This is a genomic window from Acidovorax sp. FG60 (genome assembly GCF_057808995.1).
Genome location: NZ_JBMDJC010000003.1, coordinates 376,310 through 393,504, shown reverse-complemented (window position 1 = coordinate 393,504; position 17,195 = coordinate 376,310). Strand labels below are relative to the sequence as shown.

Here is a 17,195-nt window from a genome sequence, read left to right as displayed (position 1 = left end):
CATGTACAACGCCATCCACCTGGGCAAGATACTGTGGTTCGGCCTGTGTTTGCTGGGCGGGTTGGTCGGCCTGGCGCATGCCACCAACCCCGTGGAAGAACCCGACCTCAAGGCCGCCTATATCTTCAACTTCATCCAGTTCATCGAATGGCCTGACAACGACAGCGCCATGGGCAGCGAACTGACCGTCTGCGTCTCGCCCTTCAGTCCACTCAAGCGCCCCCTGACCGCCCTGGAAGGCAAACAGGCCGCCAAAGGCCGTACCGTGCGGATCAGGCTGCTGGAGATGGCCAGCCTGCGCGACTGCAGGGTGCTCATCCTGCAAAACGCAGACGTAGAGCAGGCATTGCGAGCGCTTCGAACCCTGTCTCAGGGCCATGGCGTGCTGACGGTCTCGGATGAGCTGACCTTCGTCAACCCGGAGATCGTCATCGCTCTCACCCAGCAGGAAGGGCGTATCGTGTTCGGCATCAGCCCCGACGCCGCCGCCAAGGCGGGTCTCACGATCAGCTCCCGACTGCTGCGGCTGGCCAAGGTGTACCGATGAGAACCCAGGCCCCCGAACCCCAGATTGCCATCCCGGCGCCACCGCTGCCGCCCGTGCTGCTGTCGTCCAGGCTGGTGGTAACGGGCATCCTGGCGGCGGGCCTGGCGCTTTTGACGGTGGTGCTGGCACTCACGGGGTTGGACTACTGGAGCACGCGCCAGTCCATGCTGCAGGACAGCCGGGTGGAGGCCGCCATCGTCGCGGACAACATTGCGGCCGCTGTCATGTTCCGAGATGCGCGCACGGCCAACGAGATGCTCGCGGCGCTGAAGTCGTCGCCCATGGTGCTGGGCGCCGGGGTGTACGACGCGCAGGGCCTGCTGCTGGCGCACTACACACGCGGGCCAGGCGACAGCTTCCCCGCCACGCTGGCGGCCGCTGGCATGGGCGGGTTGACCGAGCGTGCGGGGGTGAGCGTGCTGGAGATTGCCCGGCCGGTTGAAACGGCGGGCGTGGCAGAGGGAACCCTGTACTTTCGCAAGTCCATGCGTGCGGTGTACTCGCGCCTGGCCATTCGTTTTGTCAGCGCGTTGCTGATTGCCGGGTGTGTGATGGCCATGGCCGCCGCCATGGTGCTGCGCAGCCAGGCGGCCGTGCGCAACGCCGAGAACCGGCTGCACGCGCTCGCCCATACCGATGCCGTCACGGGCACGGGCAACCGGCACGCCTTCAATGAACGCTTGGCCGCAGCGATCGAAGCCGCCCGGGACCAAGGCACCCGCGTGGCCCTGGTGTACATCGATCTCGACAATTTCAAGACGCTCAACGACACCTTCGGGCATGCGGCCGGAGATGGTTTGCTGCGCCAGGTGGCGCGGCGCCTGCAGTCCGTGGTGCGCAGCACCGACGCGATCTCGCGCCTGGGGGGCGACGAGTTCGCCGTGATCCTGCCGCTGGACATGGACGACGCAGCGCTCAACACCTATGGCCAGCGGATTGTCGGCACCTTCCACCATTCGTTCACCGAAGTAGGCCAGCAGATGACCATGACCTGCAGCGCTGGCATCGCCACCTTTCCGGGTGATGCGGCCGACATGGACGGCCTGGTCAGCAATGCCGATACGGCCATGTACCGCGCCAAGGAAATGGGCAAGAACCGCTGTGTGCGGTTTGACGCGTCGATGAACCAGGCGGTGGTCCGGCGCCAGGCCATCGAGCATGCACTGCGCGCCGCGCTCCAGCAGGGCGAGGGCCTCGCGCTGCACTACCAGCCGCTTTTTGCCGCCACCGACCGCGCCCTGGTGGGCGCCGAGGCGCTGCTGCGCTGGTCGCATGCGGAGCTGGGCAACGTTTCGCCGCTGGAGGCCGTGATGGTGGCCGAGGACTGCGGCCTCATCGTGCCGCTGGGCTACTGGGTGATGCGCACGGCCTGCCGCGATGCCGCCCGGTGGCAGGCGGGCGGGCCGCTCCGGGTGTCGGTCAACATCTCGGCACGGCAGTTGGGCGACCCGCAGTTTCTGGAGCGCGTGATGGACATCCTGCGCGAAGAGGGCCTGCCCGCCCACCTGCTCGAAATCGAACTCACCGAAACCGTGCTGATGGACAACATGGAGGCCGGTGCGCACACCCTGCACCGCCTGAGCCAGCTGGGCATCCACCTGGCCATTGACGACTTTGGCACCGGCTACTCCTCCCTGGCCTACCTGCGGCAGTTGCCGATGCGGCGCCTCAAGATCGACCGCAGCTTTGTCGAGGACCTGCCCGGCCAGGAACACAGCCGCACCATCGTCACCGCCATCGTGGCGCTGGCCCACGGGCTGGGGCTGCAGATCACAGCCGAAGGGGTGGAAACGCCCGAGCAGGCCGACTACCTGGTGCGCCAGGGCTGCGATGTGCTGCAGGGCTACCTGTTTGCGCGGCCCATGCCAGTGGGGGAGTTTCAGGCACAGCTGCAGGAAGGCACTGCGCGCCGGGGAGTGTGAAAAGCGTCAGCGCCCCGGATCACAAAGCCCCGTGGTAACACGGCGCCACTTCGCGCACCTCGACAGTGGCCCATTCGGCGGCCGGGCATTCACGGGCAATGGCCACAGCCTCCTCGCGCGTGGCGCAGTCGAGCAGGTAAAAACCACCCACCATTTCTTTCGTCTCGGCAAAAGGTCCATCGACCATGCGGGCCTGGCCTTCGCGCACCTGCAGGCGCACGGCCTGCTCGGTGGAGGCCAGCGATTCGGAGGCACGCAGCAGGCCCCGGGCCTGCAGGCCTTCGCCAAAACGCAGCATGCGCGCATAGGCCTCCTGGCCCCCCGCCAGCCCCCGCTCGGCCCGTTGGCCGTGGGGTTCCATGATGAGCAGCATGTAGGCCATGAAAAGATCTCCTGACGAAACAGATGGGGAGTGCACGCAGCGAAAGGCGCCATCCTATCAGTAGTATTAACTATTATTTTGATAGCTATCAGCGCTTATCCGTCAAGCGCTAGCGGCAATTTTCATCAAAATTATTGCGCACCGCAGCAAGCCTGTGCTATCTTTGCCCCCTATGCAACGCAGCATGCTCCTATCCACCCTATCGCTAGGCCTAGTGCCTGGCCGGGGTCTGCCTGCGTTCGCCACCGTTGCCTGATCCGCTCAGCGCAACACCTGATCTCCCCCTGACCCCGGCCCGCGAACCAGCCTTTGCACATGCAAAGGGCTGCAGGGGATGTCATTCGTTTCTAGATTCGATTGACCTGTGCACCGTGTCTTTCACACCGCACACACCGTTCGTGGAGCCTTTGTCATGATTTCCAAACCCGCCTCCAAGTACCAGCCCATTGCCCCGGTCGCGTTGACCGACCGCCAGTGGCCCACCCGCAGCATCACCCACGCGCCCGTGTGGCTGTCCACCGATTTGCGCGACGGCAACCAGGCCTTGTTCGAGCCCATGAACGGCGAGCGCAAGATGAAGCTCTTTGAAGAGCTGGTGCGCATCGGCTTCAAGGAGATCGAGGTCGGTTTTCCGGCAGCATCGCAGACGGACTTCGACTTTGTGCGCCGCCTCATCGACGAGAACCTCATCCCCGATGACGTGACCATCATGGTCATGACCCAGTCGCGCGAAGACCTCATTGCGCGCACCGTGGAGGCCGTGAAAGGAGCCCCCCGCGCCATCGTGCACCTCTACAACGCCACGGCCCCCGCATGGCGGCGCATCGTGTTCGGCATGAACGTGACGCAGGTGATGCAGCTCATCGCGCACCACGTGGGCTACCTCAAGCAGCTTACCGATGCACAGCCCGAAACGCAGTGGACCTTGCAGTATTCACCCGAAACCTTCAGCGCCACCGAGCTCAGCGTTTCCCTCAAGGCCTGCCAGACCGCGATTGCCGCATGGAACGCGGGCCCCGGCCGTCCCATCATCATCAACCTGCCCACCACGGTGGAGAACGCCACGCCCAACGTGTTCGCCGACCAGATCGAGTGGATGGACCGGCACCTCAGCCCGCGCGAGCACATCACGCTCTCGGTGCACCCGCACAACGACCGGGGCACCGGCGTGGCGGCGGCAGAACTTGCGATGATGGCCGGCGCCGACCGCGTGGAAGGCTGTCTCTTCGGCAACGGCGAGCGCTGCGGCAATGTGGACATCGTGACGCTGGCGCTCAACATGTACACGCAGGGCGTGCACCCCAACCTCGACTTCTCGGACATCACCTCGGTCGCGCGCATTGCCGAGGAATGCACCTCGCTGCCCGTGCACCCGCGCCACCCCTACGCGGGCGACCTGGTGTTCACCGCATTCTCGGGCTCGCACCAGGATGCGATCAAAAAGGGCTTTGCCGCGCAGGACCCGAACGCCTTGTGGGAAGTGCCGTACCTGCCCATCGACCCGGCGGACCTCGGCCGCACCTACGACAGCGTGATCCGCGTGAACAGCCAATCGGGCAAGGGCGGCATTGCTTTCCTGCTCGAACGCGAACACGGCGTGGTGATGCCGCGCCGCATGCAGGTCGAATTCAGCGCGGTAGTGCAACGGCAGACGGACGCGAGCGAGGGCGAGATGAGCGGCGAGGCGCTGTGGGACTTGTTCCAGACCACGTACCTGAAAGCGCCTGCGCACGCCGCCATCACCTGCCACAGCCACAAGCTCGATGAAGACGGGCAGGGCATCGAGCTGGACGTGACCATCGACGGCACGCGCCAGCATTTGCGCGGCCAGGGCAACGGGCCGATTGCCGCCACGGTGGATGCCCTCGGCCTGCCGCTGCGCGTGGACCACTATGAAGAGCGCGCCACCGGCACGGGCGCCAACGCCCAGGCGCTGGCGATTGTGGAAGCGGCCATGGACGGCGTGGCGGGCTCCACCTTCGGCGCGGGCGCGAGCCACAACATCGTGACGGCGTCGGTACAGGCCATCGTGAGCGTAGCCAACCGGTTGCTGCTGCGGCGCCAGACGGCCGAAATCACTGCGACGGCATGAGCTCCCAAGTGTTGTAAAAAAGATAGCTGCCAACGCTTGATGCACAAGCGCTGGCGGCATTTTTGACCAATATCCCCAAGGCAGGAACGGGGTCAGCGCATGCGCCGGGCTCCATCCGTTACCCTTCGGTCCATGCGCGTTTTTCACAGCCTGGCCTTTGCCGCCTGCACCGCCGCCCTGCTGGCCCTGGGCGGCTGTGGCACCTCACGGCCGCCTTCGACGTCTTCTTCTTCGTCCGCCCCGATCCGCACCACGCCGCCCCTGACCGCCGAGCAGGCACACGACATCGCCATCCACGCACTGGGCCTGGTGGGCACGCCGTACCGTTACGGCGGCAACACGCCCGACTCGGGTTTCGACTGCAGCGGGCTGATTGGTTACGTGTACCGCAATCAGGTCGGCACACCGCCGCCGCGCACGGTGGCGCAGCTCAACAACTGGGGATACCGAATCGACGGTGGCGAGTTGCGCGCCGGAGACCTGGTGGTGTTTGGCACCGGCCGCCAGCCCAACCATGCGGGCATCTATGTGGGGGAAGGGCGTTTTGTGCACGCGCCCTCCACGGGCGGAACGGTGCGGCTGGATCACCTGCAGTCGCGCCATTGGGCGCGGCAGAATGCGGCGTTCCGCAGGCCGTAGAGGCTCCCCCTGAGTCGCCTTCGGCGCCTTCCCCCTGAGGGGGAAGACGCACTCGCTGCGGGGCGGCCCTTGCTCTGCGTCACTGGCCTGGGCCGCGCCAGTTCCGAGCCGTGTGACCACCTCCTTGACCAGTAGGCAACGGCGGCTCCGCGACAATCGGGGCCACCATGACCCACGCACACCGCTCCGCCAACCCCATTTCCACCCACGACACCACCCGCATTGATGACACGCGCATCAAGGCCGTGCGCCCGCTGATTACGCCTGCGTTGCTGCAGGAGTGGCTGCCCGCACCCGATGCGGCGCAGGCGCTGGTCGAATCGAGCCGCGCCGCCATCTCACGCGTCCTGCACGGGCAGGACGACCGGCTCATCGTGGTGGTGGGGCCCTGCTCCATCCACGACCACGACCAGGCCATGGACTACGCGCGCCAGCTCAAGCAACAGGCGGATGCGCTGCAGGCCGATCTGCTCGTCGTGATGCGCGTGTACTTTGAAAAGCCGCGCACCACGGTGGGCTGGAAGGGCTACATCAACGATCCGCACCTGGATGGAAGTTTTGCCATCAACGAAGGGCTGGAGCTGGCGCGCCAGCTGCTGCTCGATGTGCTGGCCACGGGCCTGCCGGTGGGCACCGAATTTCTGGACCTGCTCTCGCCACAGTTCATCAGCGACCTGGTGAGCTGGGGCGCGATAGGCGCGCGCACCACCGAGAGCCAGAGCCACCGCCAGCTGGCCAGTGGCCTGTCGTGCCCCGTGGGCTTCAAGAACGGCACGGATGGCGGCGTGAAGGTGGCCAGCGACGCCATCCAGGCCGCGCAGGCATCGCACGCGTTCATGGGCATGACCAAGATGGGCCAGGCCGCCATTTTTGAGACGCGCGGCAACCAGGACTGCCATGTGATCCTGCGCGGCGGCAAGCAGCCTAACTACAGCGCTGCCGATGTGGATGCTGCCTGCGCCATGCTCAAGGCGGCGGGCCTGCGCGAGCAGGTGATGATCGACGTGAGCCATGCCAACAGCAGCAAGCAGCACCAGCGTCAGATCACGGTGGCGGCAGAAGTGGCCGAGCAGATTGCAGCCGGTGATGCGCGCATCACCGGCCTGATGATCGAAAGCCATCTGAACGAAGGCCGACAGGACATCGTGCCCGGCCAGCTGCTGCAACACGGCGTGTCGGTGACTGACGCCTGCATCAGCCTGGCGCAGACCGTGCCGGTGCTTGAAGGGTTGGCGGCCGCCGTGCGGGCGCGGCGCTCGCGGGCGTAATCCCACCGCAGAACGGGACGGCCCGCCACCTACCGCGCAGCGGCGGGATCGATATTGCGCGCCGTGGCCAGAAGCGTGGCGCACAGGGTTTCCTGGCCGTTCCCGTCCACCGCAAAAACGTCGGACGCGCAGACGGTGAGTAACCGCCCCGCATCCACCACACGCCCGCGCGCACGCAGGCAAACGCCCCGGGCAGGCGCCACGAGTTTCACGGTCGCGTCCACCGTGGCATTGGTCCACCCCGGCGGCAACACGCTGCCCGCTGCCGCCACCGCCGCAAAGTCGGCCACGGCAAACACAGCCGTGGCCTGCAACTGGCCGGGGCGAAAACTGAAGGCCTCACTCACCGGAATCTCCATCTCGACCCGGCCCGGTTCGGCGTGGACGAAGCGCAGCCCGAGCGTGCGGGCCATGGGCATGGCCAGCACAAAGGCCTGCAATGCGGCGATGGAGGCCGTGGGCAAAGGGGATGGCGAAGACAAAGTCATGGCGTTTTCCTGGAGGTTGGGGTTTGGGAGGGGGACTTGGTGGATGTGCTGGGCCGCACGCGCGGCCAGGCGCGGGGGGTCTCTCGCTTGCGTGTCTGTTGCGCCTGCAGCCACGCCTGGTGGTCGAGCACCACCTGCTTTTGGGCCTGCAACTGGCCGATCTGCTGCTCCAGCAAGGCCACGCGTTCCTGCAGGGCCAGCACCATGTCGTCGATACCCAGCGTGCCGGCGCGGTAGTCGTCAAGCCGCCGGGCAATCTGCGGCAGCGCAAAGCCCAGCTGGCGGGACATGGCGATGAACACCACCTCGCGCTTGATGCTGGCGGGATAGTCCCGGTATCCGTTGGCCCGGCGGTGCGGGCGAATCAGCCCCAGCCGTTCATAGTGGCGCAGGGCGTGGACGGACACAGAGGCCTGGCGGGCAAGTTCGGAGATCTGCATGGCACACAGGCTAGCAAGCCTGATGCTGCGCGAAGGTTGCCTTGGCGACTGTTTCCGCGCTGCCCGTGGTCGCTGGGCCGGTTTCCCCTTTGGGGCAAACCCGCATGCTGCGGTGCGTCAACATGGGTCTGTGCGGTGTAGCATTGCTGCTTTATTACAAGTTGTGGCCCCGGCGTTTGCGACTTCCTGCAGCGGCTGGGCCGTCCGGCATGTGCCGCCTTACCGCTCCACTTCCTTGTTGACGCAACTCCGGCCCTCCTACAACCCTCCCCAGGCAGCAAGGCGCCTGGAGGTCGGATGCGTGCCCCTGGGCCTGGCCCCAGCGTAACCACCATGCCGCCTGCGCACGCACCCCAAGAGGCCGCGCGGCTCCACGCACTGCAGTCCTACGCCATCCTGGATACCCCCCCGGAAGACGCGTTTGACCAGTTGGCCACACTGGCCGCGCGCGTCTGCGGCTGCCCCATGGCCGTGGTCAACTTTGTAGACAGCGAGCGCCAGTGGTTCAAGGCAGCTGTGGGCGTGCCTTTCGCGCAGACCGACCGTGCCATTGCCTTTTGCGTCCATGCGCTGGATGGCAACCGCGATGCCGTGGTGGTGCCGGACGCCCGCCAGCACCCCGCATTTGCGGGCAATCCGCTGGTGGTGGGCGAACCCCGTGTTCGTTTTTACGCCTGCGTGCCCCTTGTTACGCCGGAGGGCTTTGCACTGGGAACGCTGGCGGTGCTGGACACCGTGCCCCGCACGCTGGGGGACGAGCAGCTCGACGGTCTGAAGATCCTGGCAGGCCAGGCCATGGTGCAGCTGGAGCTGCGCCGCCAGAAGCGCCTGCTGGCCCAGCTGGTGCAAGAGCGCGACCAGATGCATGCGGAGATGCTGGCCCAGAGCGATGCGCTGCGTGTGGCAGGACAGATTGCGCGCATAGGAGGATGGACGGTAGAGCTCCCCAGCCTCCAACTGACCTGGTCACAGGAGATCGCTGCCGCCTACGGGCTCACCCACCGCGTAGGCAGCCTGGCCCAGGTGCTGCAGCTGTACACCCCGCCCTACCGGGTGCACCTGCAAAAGGCCTTTGATGAATGCATGCACCATGGCACCCCCTTCGACGTCGAGGCTGAGGTGGCCATGCCTGGTGGCGGGCGATTCTGGGTGCGCACAGCAGGACAGGCGGCGCGTGATGCCCATGGCCAGATCATCCGCATCCAGGGCGCCTTCCAGGACATCTCGGTCCAGCACCAGGCGCGGCAGGCACGCCGCGAAAGCGAAGAACGCTTTCACCTGGTCTCGCGTGCCACGGCCGATGCTGTGTGGGACTGGAACCTGCACACCGATGCCATGTGGTGGAACGAGGGCATGCAGAACCTGTTCGGCGTACCGCTGGACGAGCTGCCCCCCGACAGCACTTCCTGGACCCTGCGGCTGCACCCCGACGACAGCCAGGAAATCCTCCACAGCATCCACGCAGCCATTGATGGCACCGACAACCACTGGTCGGCCGAGTACCGCTTTCTTCGGAAGGACGGCACGTATGCCTGGGTGCTGGACCGAGGCTTCCTGATCCGCGACTCCTCCGGCAAGGCCGTGCGCATGGTGGGCGGCATGACCGACATCAGCGTACAGAAGCTGACCGAGCTCGACGCGCAGCGTGATGCGCAGAACCATGCCGAGCTGCTGCATGTGCAGCAGCGCATCTCGTCGCTGGACATGCCCCTGCCCGACGTGCTGCAACTGGTGGCCGACACGGTGCTGCGCCAGACGCTGGCCCGGGGCGCGCTGGTGGAGCTGTTGCAGGGCCACCAGCTGGTGGCGCAGGCCTCGGCAGGCGACCATGTGCGGCCCGTGGGGCACCTGCTGGCCGTGGACCAGAGCCTGCTCTGGCCCGCACTGCGCGAAGGGCGCACCGTGGTGTGCAACGACACCGAGGCCGAGGGCTGGGACATGGCTTCGCTGCCCCACCGCCATGGCGTGCGCTCCGTGATGGCGGTGCCGCTGCGCACGGCGCAGGGGGTGGTGGGCTCGCTCAAGGTGACGTCTGACAAGCCCAACGCGTTCTCGCGGCGCGACGTGGCGCACCTGGAGATCCTTACCGAATCCCTGGGGGCCATGGTGCAGCTGCGGCATGTGGCCGGGCAGCTCAAGGCGTCGGAGCAGCAGTACCGTATGCTGTTCAACGAGCATCCCCATCCCATGTGGGTGTACGACAAGGAAACGCTGCGCCTGCAGGCTGTGAACCAGTCGATGGAAACCCACTACGGCTACACCGAGGCCGAGCTGCTGGCCATGGACATGACCGAACTGTGGCCCGCCGAGCGGCACGCAACCATCCGGGAGGCCCTGCATGCGATTGCGATCGACCAGCGCAACAAGCCAGTGATCAGCCGCCACGTCAAGAAGGACGGCAGCTTCATGGATGTGGAGATCACGGCTGGCAGCATCAGCTTCAATGGCCGCCCGGCACGCCAGGTGCTGGCCACCGACGTGACCGAACGCCTGCGCACCGAGCGCGAACTGGCCCGCATGGGCCGTGCGCAGCGCCTTCTGAGCGCCTGCAACGAAACCCTGGTGCGCGCCACCTCCGAAACCGCGCTGCTGCAGGCCATCTGCCAGATTGCCGTGGACATTGGCGGCTACCGCATGGGCTGGGTGGGGTTTGCGCTGGACGACGAACGCAAGTCCATCCAGCCTGTAGCCCACGCGGGCTACAACCAGAACTACCTCGAAAACCTGCAGCTTTCCTGGTCGGCCGATGACCCCTACGGCCGGGGGCCGGCGGGCATGGCGGTGCGTTCGGGCAAGCCCGTGATCGTGCAGGACATCCGCACCGAAGGCGACTTTGCCGACTGGACCGAGCGCATGCTGGACCACGGCTTCCACGGTGTGATCTGCCTGCCTTTGCAGGACCGTGATCGCAATCGCGACCGTACCTTTGGCCTGCTGTACCTCTACGCGCCGGACATTCTGCAGATCAGCCCTGAAGAGGCCGCCCTGCTGCAGGAACTCTCCAACGACCTGGCCTTTGGCATCACCAGCCTGCGCGCGCACAAGGCGCAGCAGCGGCTGCAGGCCTCGGTGCTCAAGGTGGCGGCGGCCGTGTCGGCCAGCACGGGCACCGAGTTTTTTGTGCAGCTGGTGCGCAACATGGCCGATGCCCTGGGGGCCCAGGGCGGCTGCGTGGTGCGGTTGCTGCCCCAAGCGCAAGGGCAACCACCCCGGGTGGTCACGCTGGCGGCGGTGCTGGACGGCCAGATGCTGCCCAACGACGAATACAGCCTGGAGGGCACGCCCAGCCTCATGCTGCTGACGCAGCGCGAGTACGTGGTGACCGACAAGGTGCAGCAGCGCTACCCGGATGCGCCCGTGCTCCGTTACGTGGGCGCGCAGGCCTACGCAGGACAACAGCTGTGCAATGCCGACGGCGAAGTGGTGGGCATTGTGTTCGTGCTGTTCCGCCAGGCCATTGCGGAGACGGATTTCATCGCCTCCACGCTGCAGATCTTTGCCGCGCGCGCTTCGTCCGAGATCGACCGACAACTGGCCGACGCCCGCATCCGCCACCAGGCCTCGCTGCTGGACAAGGCGCAGGATGCCATCCTGGTGCGCGACCTGGAACACCGCATCATCTTCTGGAACAAAAGCGCCGAGCGCCTGTACGGCTGGTCGCAGCTGCAGGCGCTGGGCCAGTCCATCGAGACCCTGCTTTACGACGACCCCGCCCACTTTCGCCATGCCACCCAGTCGGTGCTGGAGCAAGGCGAGTGGACTGGCGAGATCGTGCAGCGCCACCGCGATGGCAGCACCATCGAGGTCGAGGGCCGCTGGACCCTGGTGCGCGGTGATGACGGCCAGCCGCAATCCATCCTCGCCATCAACACCGACATCCGGCAACGCAAGGCCAGCGAGCGCGAAATCCAGCGTCTGGCGTTCTACGACGCGCTCACCGGCCTGCCCAACCGCATGCTGCTCATGGACCGCATGGCCCATGCGCTGGCCAATGCCCAGCGGCGCCAGCAGGGCGGGGCGCTGCTGTTCATCGACCTCGACAACTTCAAGACCCTGAACGACACCCTGGGCCATGACCAGGGTGACCTGCTGCTGCAGCAGGTGGCGCAGCGCCTGAACACCTGCGTGCGCAGCGTGGACACGGTGGCCCGGCTGGGCGGCGACGAGTTTGTGGTGATGCTGGAAGAGCTGAGCCCCAAATCCCACGAACTGGCCCTGCACGCGCGGGGGGTGGGCGAGAAGATCCTGGCCATGCTGGCCGTGCCCTATGCGCTGGCAGGCTACCAGTACCGCAGCACACCGAGCATCGGCATCGCGCCCTTCACCGGCGAGTTGACCAGCGTGGGCGAGCTGCTCAAGCAGGCCGACCTGGCCATGTACCAGGCCAAGACGGCAGGGCGCAACACCCTGCGCTTTTTCGACCCCGACATGCAGGCCGTGGTGACGGCCCGCGCCGGTCTGGAAACCGACCTGCGTGCCGCACTGGCGCAGGAGGAATTTTTGCTGCACTTCCAGCCGCAGATGCACCAGTCGGGCCGCTGTGTGGGCGTAGAGGCCCTGGTGCGCTGGGCCCACCCGCAGCGCGGCATGGTACCCCCTGCCGTATTCATACCGCTGGCCGAGGAAACCGGGCTCATCCTGCCACTGGGCCGCTGGGTGCTGCACACGGCGTGCAAGCTCCTGGCCACCTGGCAGGCCGACCCGCAGCTGGCCCACCTGACCATGGCGGTGAACGTGAGTTCGCGGCAGTTCCGCCACGCCAGTTTTGTGGACGACGTGGCCCGGGTGCTGGCCATCACCGGGGCACCGGCCCACCTGCTCAAGCTGGAGCTGACCGAAAGCCTGCTGGTGGAAGACATGGAGACCACCATCGCCACCATGGCCGCGCTGCGTTCGCACGGCGTGGGCTTCTCGCTGGACGACTTCGGCACCGGGTACTCGTCGCTGAGCTACTTGAAGCGCATGCCGCTCGATCAGCTCAAGATCGACCAGAGCTTTGTGCGCGACCTGCTGACCGACCCCAACGACGCCGCCATTGTGGACACCATCATCGGCCTGTCGCGCAGCCTGGGCCTGGAAGTCATCGCCGAAGGCGTGGAAACCCCCGAGCAACGCGAGCTGCTGGCCCGCGCGGGCTGCCAGCTCTACCAGGGCTACCTCTTCAGCCGCCCCCTGTCTGCGGACCTCCTGGGGGCCTTCCTGCGCCCTGCGGCTGCGTAGACGGCCTGCACGGCCCCGCGTTTTCCCCGATCGCCTTGCCACAACCGGCCCCGTGCACGGAGGTCGGCTGCGGTTTTCTCCCTGGGGTTGTGTCCCGTGCACCCCCAAACATCGCCCCGTCCAGATGACAACCCCTGCCCTCGGGTGTGCCCCAAGTTGTCCCTCTGTCTTCTTCTTATGTTGTCTATAAATACATAGTCATAGTAGTAGAAGGCGGCACGGAATGTGGACAACCGCTTTTTTCCCAACCGCAGCGCGCACTTGCAGGTGCGCCAACCCTGTGCACCGATCCCTCTTGCCGTTGTCACGGGAACGGGGACAAAACACAGCGCCTGTCTTTTTCTGTGGATAACCACGTGGTTGTGCCAGAACTATCCCCAGTCTTACGCACCGGCCCTGGTTCGCCATGAATTTGTGCGAAAAATTGGCTCTATCGCTTACTGAATAAGCGCTATTAGCTACTTTATTGATAGCAAACAGGAATTGCAGGACCCGTGCAGCAAGTGCCGCTCCACCTCCACCTCAGCAAAGCGGTACCCAAAACGGAGGTCCGCACCCAGGTCTGTTCATGCCCCCTGCTTTTGGGGCAGCCCACCAGAACGCGCGTGCGCCGCGGAATGGTGTTTCGAAGGGTTCTGGTTATTCTTCTATAGTTCTATATATAAATAGCAGTAGTAGTAGAGCAAGCCACTTTCTGTGGACAAGGCCAATTTGTTCAATGCTGGCGCGGGGTTGCGCAGCTGCAAAGTCTGTGTGGCGGTCTGCACAAAGGGCGGGGCTCGCAGACAACAACTTCGGGCCATCGCTGTTTTGTGTGGATAACTGTCCAGTTGTGCCAGAACTGTTCCCAGTGTTATCCACAACGGGTGCCCGTCGGCAACCTTTTCCATCCCACAAAGCACAAAGCCCGGGGTCCGTGGAGGACTCCGGGCTTTGTCAGGCAAGAAGAGGGGGGAACCGCCGCCTACCTCTGAGCCGCCCCCTGCGTCAGGGCGGCCCCACGAGGGGATTTACTTCGCGGGCGCTGCCTGCGGTTGCTGATGGCGACCTTCGCCACCCCGCATGCCGTGGTGCCCGTGTCGGCCTTCGCCGTCGCCCTTCATGCCTGCCATGCCTCCCATACGGTGGCCGTGGTGGGCCTGGGCGTCAAAGGTTTTTTGCTGCTCGGGCGTCAGCGCCGCGTAGAAGGCCTTGGTGGCCTCGCCACGGCGGTCGGCCTCGGCGGCGTGCTGGGCGCGCATGGCCCGCATGCGGTCGATGCGCTCGGGGGTGGTCAGTTTGTCCATGTTCTGGCGGTCCAGACGGGCAGGGCGTTCGCCCGGTTGCATGGCCGCAGTGAACGTTGTCCACGCGGGTTCTTGCGCGGCGGTCAGCTTGAGCTGGCCCTTGAGGGCGGCCAGGCGTTTGGCATGGTGTTCGGCACGTTTTTCTGCACGGTCGCCATGGTGGCGTTCGTGCCGTTCTCCGGCCTTGTAGCGCGGGGCGGCTTCGTTTGTGGGGGCGCCAGCAGCGGGTGGGGTGGCCGGGGCTGGCTGGGCCAGAACAGGCAGGGCCAGCGCGGCCAGAACAGCGGTGGCGGCAAGGCGGTGTTGGAAGCGGAAAGCCATGGTGTGGGTCCTTTTACGGGGGGTGGCTCGCTGGAACGACCGTTCCGGCGATTGAGAGTCAGTGTCCGCCCCACATGTATCGCGGCCGTGCGCGTTGGATGACGCTGTGTAAAGTTGTGCCAAGAAGCTGCAGGCCTGCGCGATCAAGGTTTTGATAAAAAATGGCCGCTAGCGCTTATCCATAAAGCGCTAATAGCTATTATATTTATAGCTAATTCACGCGACCATCGTTGCTTGTGCGCTTCGGCGGCAGGCTGCGTGCCGACGACCACCGACAATGGCATGTTCCGTGTCGGGCGGGCTGTTTTGCTCACGGGTTCGATCGCTCGATCATCCGTTGGCAACAGCTTCACCGATAGAGAAAGTGCTCTCGCTGAAAGCGCTTCACCACCAACGCTCCCGAACAAAAGGTTATCTGTGTTCAAGAACATGATCGTGTACCGCATTGCCCCGCAATGGCAGGTTGAATTGACGCAAGTAGAAGAAGCCCTGGCCAAGGCGCCCTTCATGGAATGTGGTGCCACCCAGGAAAAGTCCCTGGGCTGGGTGCCCCCGCGCGGTGATGCACACGGCCCGCTGGCCGAGTCGGTCGGGGGCCAGTGGATTCTGCGCTTCATGGTCGAATCCAAAGTGCTGCCCGGCAGCGTGCTGGCCCGCCGCGTGAAAGAAAAGGCCGAGCGCATCGAGCAGGAAACCGGCCGCAAGCCCGGCAAGAAGGAAAGCAAGGAGCTGAAAGACGAGGCCAAGCTGGACCTGCTACCCATGGCCTTCACCAAGCAGGGCTCGATGTGGGTGTGGATCGACACCACCTCGCGCCTGCTGGTGCTGGACACCTCCAGCCAGGGCCGCGCGGACGAAGTGGTCACCCTGCTGGTCGAGGCGCTGCCCGGCCTGTCGGTGTCGCTGCTGAATACCCAGACCAGCCCGCAGGCCGCCATGGCCCACTGGCTCAAGGAACAGGAGCCGCCCGTGGGCTTCACGGTGGACCGCGAGTGCGAACTCAAAAGCGCCAACGAGGAAAAAGCCGTGGTGCGCTACGCCCGCCACCCGCTGGATATCGAGGAGGTGCAGGCCCACATCGACGCCGGCAAGCTGCCCACCAAGCTGGCACTGACCTGGGACGACCGCGTGAGCTTCATGCTGACCGAAGGCCTGCAGATCAAAAAAGTGTCGTTCCTGGACACCGTGTTCGAGGGGACCAAAGCGGATGACGGTGGTTTTGATACCGATGTGGCGATTGCCACCGGCGAGTTGGTCAAGCTGATCCCGGACCTGATCGAGGCGCTGGGGGGAGAGGCTGAGAGTGGCGTGGCCAGTGCGGCAGCTGCGGTGGCCTCAGAGAGCGACAGCATGCCGGTACCTTCAGTGGAATCACGCGCCCCCACGAATTCAGCGCCTGCGCGAAAGAGTGGCGCTGGTGGCGTGGTGACGGGGCCTGCGCAAGTCCCGGTGGATACGGACCCGGAGTCGGCACCGTTTTAAAAAGCGGGAACTGATCGGTTCGCAGGGATAAATTTGGGAACTATAAAAAATCCTAAAAAGAAATAAAAAATGGAAAATTCTCAAAATCAAAAGAATGCTTCTATTGAGACGTTAAGAGCTTTGGCGGTTGCCTTGGTGTTTGTGCACCATCTTCATTCAGGAGCCAATATTGGCCTGCCCTTTTTTTACCAAATTGGTGGCTGGCTCGGTGTACAAATATTCTTTGTGATCAGTGGATATTTGATTATTTTGAGCGCCATTCGATATTCGGCAAGAGATTATTTTATTCATCGATTTTTTAGAATATATCCAGCGTACATATTTTGGTTTTTATTTTTTTCATTGGCTTTTAATCAATTGACGCTGGATAGCCTCGATGTAAGGGCTCTGTTGGCGCACCTGACATTCTTGCAGCATCTATTTCCTGGTTATTACTTCAAATATAATGCTCTGTTTGTGAGTTGGACGCTGACCATAGAATTGGTCTGGTATGTAATCGCATTCCTCTGCGCTACAAAATTTTCAAGACATCCATTGAAAATAACGTTTGTTTTCATGGCTATTGCATACGTGTGGACTTTGTGGGGATGGTCCAATCCTGCGATCTACAAGTCTTTGGATTCAAATGGAAGATATTTCTTTATTAACAACAATTTTATCAGTCAATTACCATTTTTCTTTTTTGGAGCATATATTGCTGTTAAAAATCCAAAATTTGATAAGGCAGGATTGTTTGCGGTTTTCTTGGTTGCTGTGATTCTATCAACGTCATGGAAACCACACTTTCCAGATCCGATATTTATCACTGGATTTGGTGTTGCATCGCTTTTTCTTATATTAAAAGATACCGATTACAAAAATCCAAAATTTGTCAATGTATTGTCTGATATTTCTTATTCGTTTTATTTGATTCACTACCCGGTGATAGTCTCTGTGGCACGAGTGATCGAGAACAAGGGAATGTTAGTCATCTTGTCTATCGTTATTACCGTTGCACTTGCCTACATTAGCCATCGATTTATTGAGCAGCCTTTTATCAGGATGGCAAAGCGTCATGCTGGAAAGTTTGTCCAGAAAGGTGGAAACATCAAACCAGCTTCTCAATAGA

Annotated in this window: 12 protein-coding genes; 8 read left to right on the top strand and 4 right to left on the bottom strand. The window is 63.7% G+C overall.

The features are described from left to right. Position 1 precedes the first annotated feature (1 nt). Together ACODS0_RS06930 and ACODS0_RS06925 are read left to right on the top strand one after the other, a co-directional pair. Entirely contained in the window at positions 2-547 is a 546-nt protein-coding gene (locus ACODS0_RS06930; protein WP_218300712.1) for a YfiR family protein, read from the top strand. Continuing rightward, positions 544-2,469: a putative bifunctional diguanylate cyclase/phosphodiesterase gene (locus ACODS0_RS06925; RefSeq protein WP_488833836.1), complete on the top strand. Its 1,926-nt coding sequence runs from the start codon at positions 544-546 to the stop codon at positions 2,467-2,469. The genes ACODS0_RS06930 and ACODS0_RS06925 overlap by 4 nt, the downstream gene beginning before the upstream one ends. Before the next feature lie 19 nt (positions 2,470-2,488). On the opposite strand, the gene ACODS0_RS06920 is transcribed toward ACODS0_RS06925, so the two are convergent. Beyond that, positions 2,489-2,851 (bottom strand): YciI family protein, encoded by a 363-nt coding sequence (locus tag ACODS0_RS06920; protein ID WP_055393669.1) that lies wholly within the window; start codon positions 2,849-2,851, stop codon positions 2,489-2,491. Between the two features lie 412 nt (positions 2,852-3,263). Between ACODS0_RS06920 and leuA the strand changes: the two genes are divergently transcribed. The 3 genes from leuA to ACODS0_RS06905 all read left to right on the top strand — a co-directional run bounded on the left by leuA (position 3,264) and on the right by ACODS0_RS06905 (position 6,850). Next, complete coding sequence (leuA, locus tag ACODS0_RS06915) at positions 3,264-4,943, top strand: 2-isopropylmalate synthase (protein WP_488833834.1); 1,680 nt, start codon at positions 3,264-3,266, stop codon at positions 4,941-4,943. 132 nt (positions 4,944-5,075) lie between these two features. Next, entirely contained in the window at positions 5,076-5,582 is a 507-nt protein-coding gene (locus ACODS0_RS06910) for a C40 family peptidase (RefSeq protein WP_176887658.1), read from the top strand. A gap of 167 nt (positions 5,583-5,749) precedes the next feature. Then, positions 5,750-6,850: a 3-deoxy-7-phosphoheptulonate synthase gene (locus tag ACODS0_RS06905; protein WP_488833832.1), complete on the top strand. Its 1,101-nt coding sequence runs from the start codon at positions 5,750-5,752 to the stop codon at positions 6,848-6,850. 29 nt (positions 6,851-6,879) lie between these two features. Here ACODS0_RS06905 and ACODS0_RS06900 read toward each other — a convergent pair whose 3' ends face one another. Both ACODS0_RS06900 and ACODS0_RS06895 read right to left on the bottom strand, forming a co-directional pair. After that, the gene (locus tag ACODS0_RS06900) at positions 6,880-7,338 is read right to left on the bottom strand and encodes a PaaI family thioesterase (protein WP_176887660.1); all 459 of its coding nucleotides are present in this window, start codon (positions 7,336-7,338) and stop codon (positions 6,880-6,882) included. After that, a complete protein-coding gene (locus ACODS0_RS06895) occupies positions 7,335-7,778 on the bottom strand; it encodes a MerR family DNA-binding transcriptional regulator (RefSeq protein WP_488833831.1) in 444 nt (147 codons plus the stop codon). The genes ACODS0_RS06900 and ACODS0_RS06895 overlap by 4 nt, the downstream gene beginning before the upstream one ends. Positions 7,779-8,111: 333 nt before the next feature. Here ACODS0_RS06895 and ACODS0_RS06890 point away from each other — a divergent pair, with 333 nt between their 5' ends. Next, on the top strand, positions 8,112-12,998 hold the full coding sequence (locus ACODS0_RS06890; RefSeq protein WP_488833829.1) for an EAL domain-containing protein: 4,887 nt from the start codon (positions 8,112-8,114) through the stop codon (positions 12,996-12,998). Positions 12,999-14,008: 1,010 nt separating this feature from the next. Here the strand turns inward: ACODS0_RS06890 and ACODS0_RS06885 are convergent. Next, positions 14,009-14,605: a Spy/CpxP family protein refolding chaperone gene (locus tag ACODS0_RS06885; protein ID WP_488833827.1), complete on the bottom strand. Its 597-nt coding sequence runs from the start codon at positions 14,603-14,605 to the stop codon at positions 14,009-14,011. 417 nt (positions 14,606-15,022) lie between these two features. On the opposite strand from ACODS0_RS06885, the gene ACODS0_RS06880 reads away from it, so the two are divergent. Together ACODS0_RS06880 and ACODS0_RS06875 are read left to right on the top strand one after the other, a co-directional pair. Next, positions 15,023-16,087 carry a recombination-associated protein RdgC gene (locus tag ACODS0_RS06880; RefSeq protein ID WP_488833826.1) on the top strand — a complete coding sequence of 355 codons (1,065 nt, stop codon included), beginning with the start codon at positions 15,023-15,025 and terminating at the stop codon, positions 16,085-16,087. 69 nt (positions 16,088-16,156) lie between these two features. Beyond that, entirely contained in the window at positions 16,157-17,194 is a 1,038-nt protein-coding gene (locus tag ACODS0_RS06875) for an acyltransferase family protein (RefSeq protein WP_488833824.1), read from the top strand. Position 17,195 lies beyond the last annotated feature (1 nt).